This window comes from Xenorhabdus griffiniae, assembly GCF_015163655.1.
Taxonomy (GTDB): Bacteria; Pseudomonadota; Gammaproteobacteria; order Enterobacterales; family Enterobacteriaceae; genus Xenorhabdus; species Xenorhabdus griffiniae.
In genome coordinates this window covers 1-8,184 of sequence record NZ_JADEUF010000139.1, presented here as the reverse complement: position 1 = coordinate 8,184, position 8,184 = coordinate 1, and the positions used below count along the sequence as shown (strand labels likewise).

Below are 8,184 nucleotides of genomic sequence, written 5' to 3'. Positions count from 1 at the left end.
TAATTAATCCTAATATTAAACCATAAAATCCATTACTTAGAATCATAATTTCTTTTTTTATATCGTGACCGGACCGCTGAGAAGCAGACTTTATTTGATTTATTTCCTTTAATGTAAAACCATGTTCTATCATTAATTCTTCTGTTACTTTTTCCATAGTTACTTACCTCTGATTTTTATCGGGGGTGTTTAGATTCGCCTATCTCAGCCAATCGTAATGTGTTAGATATTTCAATAGAAAATTAAGCCTTCATATCACCCGTGAGAACTGCCGCTGCCGCATCTGAATACGCAGATAGCTATCAAAACACATACAAATATTACGTATCAGCAATCGCCCTTTCGGGGATACCTGGATCTGCGATTCAGTCACTTCAACTAACCCATCTGCTGCCAACGGTGCCAATAATTGCAGGTCTTCGGCAAAGTAATCCGTGAAATTCAGCCCATAACACCGCTCAATATCCGCAAAATTCAGCCGGAAGTTACAGATTAATGCCTTAATCACATCACGACGAATGCAATCATCTTGCGTCAAGGATAAACCACGCCATAAAGCATGGCCCTGTGCGTCCACCGCCGCATAGTAAGTTTTTAGGTCTTTCTGGTTCTGGACGTAACTATCCCCCAGCATACTGATCGCGGAAACCCCCATACCCAGTAAATCGCATTCTCCCTGCGTGGTATATCCCTGAAAGTTACGGTGCAAGATGCCTTGGCGTTGCGCAATCGCCAATTCATCATCAGGACGGGCAAAGTGATCCATCCCAATAAACTGATAGCCATTCCCTGTCAGGGTCGCAATCGTTTCTTGCAAGATATCCAACTTCTGCGCCGCAGTGGGTAAATCCTGCTCCTTAATCTTGCGCTGTGCCGCAAATAAATTCGGTAAGTGAGCATAGTTGAAGACACTTAAACGATCAGGAGACAAGGCCAACACCCGCTGCAAGGTAAAAGCAAAACTTTCGGGTGTCTGTTTCGGCAGGCCATAAATCAGATCAATGCTGGTGGATGTAAAACCTGTTTCACGGGCGCGCTTGATCAGTGCGAAAATAAACGCTTCATCCTGCTCTCGATTCACCAAACGTTGTACATCTTTATTGAAATCCTGCACCCCCATACTCAGGCGATTAAAGCCTTCGTGATGCAAGTGATCAATGACATCGAGTTCAATTTCACGCGGATCAATTTCAATGGAAAGTTCAGCATCAGGCAGAAAATGGAAATGGCTGCGCAGCATCGACATCAATCGACTGATCTGCGTTTTGTCCAGATAGGTCGGCGTGCCTCCGCCCCAGTGCATCTGGCTGACTTTCCGCTGGGAAAATAATTTGGCACGGGCAGTAATCTCTTTTTCCAGCACATTCAGATAGTCATCCGCCTTGTGCTTTTGGCGCGTAACCAGCTTATTGCAACCACAGAAATAACAAAGCTTATGGCAAAACGGGATATGAATATAGAGGGAAAGCGGACGATCAGGATAACGGACAGCAGCCTGAGCAAAAGCAGATGCATCGTATTGTTGGTTAAACTCCAATGCTGTTGGATACGAAGTATAACGAGGACCTGAATAGTTGTATTTTTGGATCAAAGGCAGATCCCAAACAATGGCTTGCTCTGACATGCTTATTCCTTCCGCTGTTTTCGCCCATCAAAACGCAACATTTTCGTGGAATCGAAACGTCGTGCCATGATGATAATACGCAACCGACGTTTACGTTGCGATAGCCGCCATAGTTTACCCAATAACCACAATAAATAACATACTGACATTGTGGTTATTAATATCATGGTTATCAGAATGAACCCGCCTTTTACGATCACAATTCATTAATGAAGGCGTTACTTACCCTTCAGCAATTGCATGATATCTTCCTGTGATCCTTCCTCGCCGTCCTCTTCTTCCAGCGCAATACCCAACTCTTCCATCAGGGTATCAATGCGATCGAGCATATTGTCGACATAAGCATTGTCTTCCTGAGACAGTTTTTCCCCCTGTTCAAGGCGTGCCAACAAGTCATCCAATCGCTCATCATTTTCCAACATGTCCAGCTCTTCCTGCGGTGACAGGCGCGGTTTCTGTTTCTCTACAGCCGGTTCAGCCGTTGGTTTCACTACCCTCTCTTGCTCACCGACGAGCAGAGGAACCGGAACCTTACTGCCGATACGTGGATCTTTTTCCTGTCTGGCTACTGGATGCTTTTTATTACCGTCATGACCGTTATGACGGCTGCCTGACAGTTTACCACGACGTTTTTTCTGGCGTTTACGTTCGCGACCTTCTGCATCCAGCTCTGCGCGACTTTTTCTTTTTTGCTTACCAACGGAAGGTTTCGCCGGTGATTTTTTCTTTAACGGGCTCATAGCGTGTGACTCAACTCATTTTTATCAAGATATTTTCGGCGGAATCTAACAGAAACTCCCTTTAACATCCAATGTCATTCACTTATAGTTTAAATTTCGTCTAGTATTATGGATAGATTTAACTCAAATAATATTTTCAGGCTACCATGCGCTTTTTTGATACCTCTTCTTATCGCATGCCATTGTATCTTTGGGTCACTGGTTATGCTGTTTTGTGGATAATAGCAAGTTACTTTCTCGATCCCACTGTTCCCTATGATGCCGTAGAAGCCTTGAACTGGGGTATTAATGGGGAATGGGGTTCACCCAAAAATCCATGGCTAGTGGGAGCCATCATGCTACCCGCTATCTCTATCAGCAACATTTCTCTCAGTTTTTATTGGTATTTCACCCACTTTGTTGCTATTGCCATCGGGATGCTTGGGGTTTGGCAACTGGCTTTCCGGCTGACGGGTAAAGTTGTACTCGCATGGCTTGCCATGCTGACTTTGAACCTATCCGGTGTCATCAATTTTGATATCATTCCTTATAATGATAATTACCTTTTAGTGATGCTCTGGCCGTGGTCATTGCTGTTTTTCCTGCGTGCCATTGACGATCACCCCAAATGGTGGCTGGCATTCGCCCTCACTACAGGGCTGGCAACGATGGCGAAGTATTCTTCGCTTTCTATTGTTGGCTCGGTCTTTTTGCTCTCACTGTTCGTGCCTAAAATACGCCGCAACTATCGGGAGCCGCTGTTTTATCTTGCTATTGTCATCTGGTTCGCGCTGATCCTGCCGAACGTTTGGTGGCTAGTGCATAACGATTTCGCTGCCTTTAAATGGGTCGGTTCCCAAATTCAGAAAGGGTTCAACTTACATACTACGCGCGCGCTACTTTCCGTGTTCTACCCGTTAATTATCGTCAGTGTCATTATTTATCTGTTGGGTGGACGGATTGGCTGGCCCAGGCAGCAATCCAATGCGCTGGCTAATATCGTGATCCTGCTGCCTCTGCTGATTATTTACGGCTGGTTCTCCTTCAATCAGGGTGGGCGTATGACCGAATGGGTACAACCTTTTATGGTCGTTTCACCAGCCCTGTTAGCAGGCTCAATAACGGTATTCCCCAACAAACCCCTGCGAGGCACATTACGGGGGCTGGTCGTGTTTGGTGTATTCGTGTTGATCGGTTATGTCGGTGTGATGATGGCAAATGTCCGTGATGCAGGGCAAAAATTTGTTGGCATAAAAACCCTTGCCAGCCAACTTGATCAACGCTGGAACGAACTGTATCCAACACCATTGCGTTATGTGGGTGGCGAATATCTGCATCAATGGCTGACATTTTATAGCCACTATCGTCCAGAAACGATACAACCCTGGGAATTAGATAATGGTGTGCCACCCAATATCTATAACCGCCATATCAAAGAAAGCAATATTGTGAAATATGGTGCTTTACTAGTGGGAGAGCGGGGAAAGGACTGTGCAGAGGAAGATTTCCAACATACGTTTGCACGATGGCCATCATTGGTGCTCAGTCACGAAGAAGCGTTTTCCTTCCAGGCCCAACCCAGTGCTGAGTTCGACACTGTCTGCATTGGCTTTATCGCTCCTGAGAATATTCAATGATAATAAGCAAGCCTGACATAAGTTGCTGTCAGGCTTGCTCTTAGTCACTGTTTCAATCGTGCTCAGTGGGCATCCACAAACACCATTTTCAATACAAACAATAGTGTCACGACAAAAACACATGGGCCAACTTCACGCCATTTGCCCGTGCCCAATTTCATGGCACAGTAGGCGATAAAACCCAGTGCAATGCCTTCAGTAATGGAGAAACTAAATGGCATCATCACCGCGGTGATAAAAGCAGGAACGGATTCGGTCAGATCATTCCATTTTACCCTTGTCAGGCTGGACGTCATTAAAACGCCCACATAGACCAAAGCTCCCGCTGTGGCATAGGCAGGCACCATACTTGCCAGCGGAGAGATAAACATCACCAACAGGAATAAAATACCCACGACAATCGCCGTCAAGCCAGTTCTGCCGCCAACAGAAACGCCAGACGAGCTTTCAATATAGGCGGTAACCGAAGAAGTACCTATGTAAGAACCCGCCACCGAACTGATACTGTCTACGTACAAGGCTTGTTTCATGCGTGGAAATTTGCCATTGCTGTCGGCAATACCCGCTTTATCCGTCACACCAATTAATGTGCCGGAAGAATCAAACAAGTTCACCAACATAAATGAGAAAATTACACCAACCAACGCAATATCCAGTGCGCCTTTGACATCAACGTTACCTACCACGCTCATCACACTGGGTGGCAGATCAAAAATACCGTGATATTCCACATATCCCATCAGCAAGCCGATACCGGTTGTCACGATAATTGAAACCAACACCGCCGCATGGAAACTACGTGCCGCTAAAATGGCAATGATGAAAAAGCCCAATGTTCCTAACAAGACATTATGGGACGCAAAGTTGCCGATTGAGACAATCGTGTCGGGATTAGGCACAATAATGCCGGCATTTTTCAGCCCCATCATGGCGATGAAAAGGCCGATACCACTGGTAATACCCACACGCAGGCTCAATGGAATATTGGCGATCATCCAGTAACGGACACGAAAGAGAGTCAATATAAACAGTCCCACTGCCCCCCAGAAAATGGCTCCCATGGCAACCTGCCACGAAATACCCATCGCACCGACCACAACAAAGGCAAAAAATGCATTCAATCCCATCGCAGGTGCAACGGCAACAGGCAGATTCGCTACCAATCCCATCATAATGCTGCCAACGGCGGCAATTAAACAGGTCGTGACAAATACGGCTTTAATATCCATACCTGCCACCGCCAGAATTTGCGGGTTAACAAAGACGATATAAACCATCGTCAGAAACGTCGTTAAACCGGCAATGATTTCAGTACGAACTGTCGTGCCATGTTCCCCTAATTTAAACACGCGCTGAAGCAAGCCCTGACGATAAGCAGAGCCAGAATTTATTGTGCTCATGTATATTGTTTCCCAAAAAACGAAGTTTTCGACCTATCCTACAGGAAACCTATATAAATCGTTACCCTGAAAAGGCAAAAAAAGAAAACGTTTGCGATGCGTGTAATCAATAGGTTAAATAACATTATGATTCTTGAGGGGATTCATTTTTCGACGATATTTTATTCGATTAGTCCGCTATTGATCTTGCAAAAGCAATTCAGGGTGACATAGCAGCAAGAATGTCGTTAAAGATGTCTCTCCACTCATCCTCTGTCATATCCATTAAGCCAAAAAAGCGCAGAACAAATGCCCCTTCTGTAGCTAAAAACGCCAAACGTGCCTGACGACCTTCTTCCGTCGTTGTATCCAAGCCTGCTATGCGTTGTCGATACCAGATACGGGTCGATTCAAGATGCTCCGGTGTTTGTAATAAAGCAGCCATTAAACCCGCCGCCTTTGCCGTTGATGCTTCATCCGACCGACTGGTCGCTTCAATATGTGCACGCACGGCCGTCAGCGGGTGGGGGTTATCTCCAGCAATTTCATGAAACTGTCCGTTATAACTCGCCTCCCAACGCTCAAACATCGCATCAATCAGGCCATCTTTTGTGCTAAAACTGTATTGCACTCCCCCCTTGGTAATGCTAACTGCTTTCGCCAACGCATCAATCGTGAGAGCCGCGGCACCATGTGTTGTGACAATGTGTTCCGCTGCATCCAACAGAACTTCCCGATCAATTGTTTTACGTCGTCCCATGCACACCTCCTTTTAATTAAATACGTATGTATTTATAATGATCGCCAACAATTTAGTCAAGGTTCGGCAAGGTTGCCGAACCGCATTGGTGAATTTGCTTATGAAATCGAATATCCGCTGGCTTGTGCTCGCTATTATTTCCAGTGCACTTTTCTTAGTTGTTATTGATATGACCGTGCTATACACCGCTTTGCCACGGCTGACGCATGATTTGCATGCTTCTGCTTCAGAAAAACTGTGGATCATGAATGCTTATACGCTGACTATTGCAGGGTTACTTCCCGCTATGGGGGCGTTAAGTGACCGTTTTGGTGCAAAGAAACTGTTTACTAACGGGTTAGCCATTTTCGGTGTGGCATCGCTGATGGCGGCATTTTCCCCCAACCCCGCCACTCTGATTGCTGCGCGTGTGGTGCTTGCTTTTGGCGCGGCGATGATGATGCCTGCGACACTCGCAATAGTCCGGCACGCATTTGCAGATCCAAACGAAAGGGCACTTGCTATTGGTATCTGGTCTGCTATCGCATCAGGCGGCGCCGCGCTTGGTCCGGTTATCGGCGGATTCCTGCTCGAATATTACTGGTGGGGATCGGTTTTCCTGATCAACGTCCCGATTGCCCTCATTGCATTTGGCTTTGCACTGGTCGTTATTTCTAAAAGCCCAAACAATCCAGGCCATTCTTTTGACCTTATTGCTTCTGTGCAAATCATGATTGGCCTGGTAAGTATCACCTATGCGATCAAGGAATTAAGCAAACCAATACCTTCATTGCTGACCACCGTGATAGTCGGCATCACTGGTATTATTTTCACGGCCATCTTCATCCGTCGCCAGTTAAGTTCATCAACCCCCATGATCGATTTCAAGCTTTTCCGCAATCGCACTTTCACTGCGGGAGTTATCGCTGCTTTCGTTTCCACAGCAGCGCTAGTCGGCATGGAACTTGCTGTTAGTCAACGCTTCCAACTCGCCATGGGTCTATCTCCCTTGCTGGCGGGATTATTTATTTTACCCATTCCGATTGCCTCTTTTATTGCTGGCCCCCTGGCCGGAATTGCGATACCAAGATTTGGCTCTGAACGGATCATGTGGCTTTCACTCGCCCTTGCCGGACTGGGGAGTTTTGTTTATCTCGCTGGCCTGCAATCGCTTTTTGTACAAATCACCGCATTTTGCATCATTGGCTTTGGTATTGGTGCAGCAATGACTGCCGCTTCCACATCCATCATGTTGAATGCTCCAGAAAGCAGCGCTGGCACCGCCGCCTCTATTGAAGAAGTCGCCTATGAATTGGGAAGTTTAATCGGTATAGCCGCTCTTGGCAGTTTAATGGTAGCGGTCTATTCTGCCTCATTCACTCTTCCGGCGGAGATGGGCATCCCAGCACTGGCACGAAACAGTATTGATGAGGCCCTTATTGTCGCAGAAGGGATAAAGGGAGAGGTTGCACTGTCGCTGATCCAGGCAGCAAAACAAGCTTTCAACCACTCATTCCTGTCGGTATTGATTGCAGCGGGGACATTGCTGTTGTTGAGCTCGGTGCTCATTGCTGTATTTGGCAAAGAAAAACGCTATTAATTGAGTTAATTAGGTAATTTTCTAAATATACGCATTAAACTTCAAGCTGCAATTTACAACACGATATGAAACCTGATATCTCCCCCCGCTTTACGGAGGAGATATCAGACGCATATTGAAAGGCGATTAGTATATTATGATTCTTAATAACATTATCAATATAACCAAATGATATTTGGTGTATTCTACGCAACCCACTACACTTTAAATAGTAACATTATGTGATTATATGTTTACGTAAATATATCAAGTGACAGATCGTTATTCTGTCATCATAAATAGGTTTTCATAATACTGAGAGTATCAGATGTTGGCGTTCCTTACCCCGCGCGGAGCGCGGGGTAAGGAATACTCCTATCATTTTGAAACGCTATTTATAAATCCTTATACAGAAAATACCTGTTGTTATGCATTACTATTTTTAAGCCAAATAATAATATTCATATATTTTATACACGTTACCTTTCAAGTTGCTCGTTATAAGAC

6 protein-coding genes are annotated in these 8,184 nt (G+C 45.5%); 2 read left to right on the top strand and 4 right to left on the bottom strand.

Annotated features, from left to right (window positions below):
* Positions 1-250: 250 nt before the first annotated feature.
* Both hemN and yihI read right to left on the bottom strand, forming a co-directional pair.
* The gene (hemN, locus tag IQ211_RS16780; protein ID WP_189760980.1) at positions 251-1,624 is read right to left on the bottom strand and encodes an oxygen-independent coproporphyrinogen III oxidase; all 1,374 of its coding nucleotides are present in this window, start codon (positions 1,622-1,624) and stop codon (positions 251-253) included.
* 218 nt (positions 1,625-1,842) lie between these two features.
* Complete coding sequence (gene yihI / locus IQ211_RS16775) at positions 1,843-2,364, bottom strand: Der GTPase-activating protein YihI (protein ID WP_189760981.1); 522 nt, start codon at positions 2,362-2,364, stop codon at positions 1,843-1,845.
* Between the two features lie 146 nt (positions 2,365-2,510).
* Here yihI and IQ211_RS16770 point away from each other — a divergent pair, with 146 nt between their 5' ends.
* Positions 2,511-3,980: a glycosyltransferase family 39 protein gene (locus IQ211_RS16770; RefSeq protein WP_189760982.1), complete on the top strand. Its 1,470-nt coding sequence runs from the start codon at positions 2,511-2,513 to the stop codon at positions 3,978-3,980.
* A 62-nt stretch (positions 3,981-4,042) separates the two neighbouring features.
* Here the strand turns inward: IQ211_RS16770 and IQ211_RS16765 are convergent, their stop codons facing one another.
* On the bottom strand, positions 4,043-5,380 hold the full coding sequence (locus IQ211_RS16765; RefSeq protein WP_189760983.1) for an NCS2 family permease: 1,338 nt from the start codon (positions 5,378-5,380) through the stop codon (positions 4,043-4,045).
* A gap of 199 nt (positions 5,381-5,579) precedes the next feature.
* A complete protein-coding gene (locus IQ211_RS16760) occupies positions 5,580-6,119 on the bottom strand; it encodes a TetR/AcrR family transcriptional regulator (protein ID WP_189760984.1) in 540 nt (179 codons plus the stop codon).
* Between the two features lie 100 nt (positions 6,120-6,219).
* On the opposite strand from IQ211_RS16760, the gene IQ211_RS16755 reads away from it, so the two are divergent.
* Positions 6,220-7,698 carry an MFS transporter gene (locus IQ211_RS16755; protein ID WP_189760985.1) on the top strand — a complete coding sequence of 493 codons (1,479 nt, stop codon included), beginning with the start codon at positions 6,220-6,222 and terminating at the stop codon, positions 7,696-7,698.
* Positions 7,699-8,184: the final 486 nt, after the last annotated feature.

Excerpts from the sequence above, each read along its gene's own strand:
- IQ211_RS16765 (WP_189760983.1), bottom strand. The coding sequence starts at position 5,380 with ATGAGCACAATAAATTCTGGCTCTGCTTATCGTCAGGGCTTGCTTCAG.
- IQ211_RS16770 (WP_189760982.1), top strand. The coding sequence starts at position 2,511 with ATGCGCTTTTTTGATACCTCTTCTTATCGCATGCCATTGTATCTTTGG.
- hemN (WP_189760980.1), bottom strand. The coding sequence starts at position 1,624 with ATGTCAGAGCAAGCCATTGTTTGGGATCTGCCTTTGATCCAAAAATAC.
- IQ211_RS16760 (WP_189760984.1), bottom strand. The coding sequence starts at position 6,119 with ATGGGACGACGTAAAACAATTGATCGGGAAGTTCTGTTGGATGCAGCG.
- IQ211_RS16755 (WP_189760985.1), top strand. The coding sequence starts at position 6,220 with ATGAAATCGAATATCCGCTGGCTTGTGCTCGCTATTATTTCCAGTGCA.
- yihI (WP_189760981.1), bottom strand. The coding sequence starts at position 2,364 with ATGAGCCCGTTAAAGAAAAAATCACCGGCGAAACCTTCCGTTGGTAAG.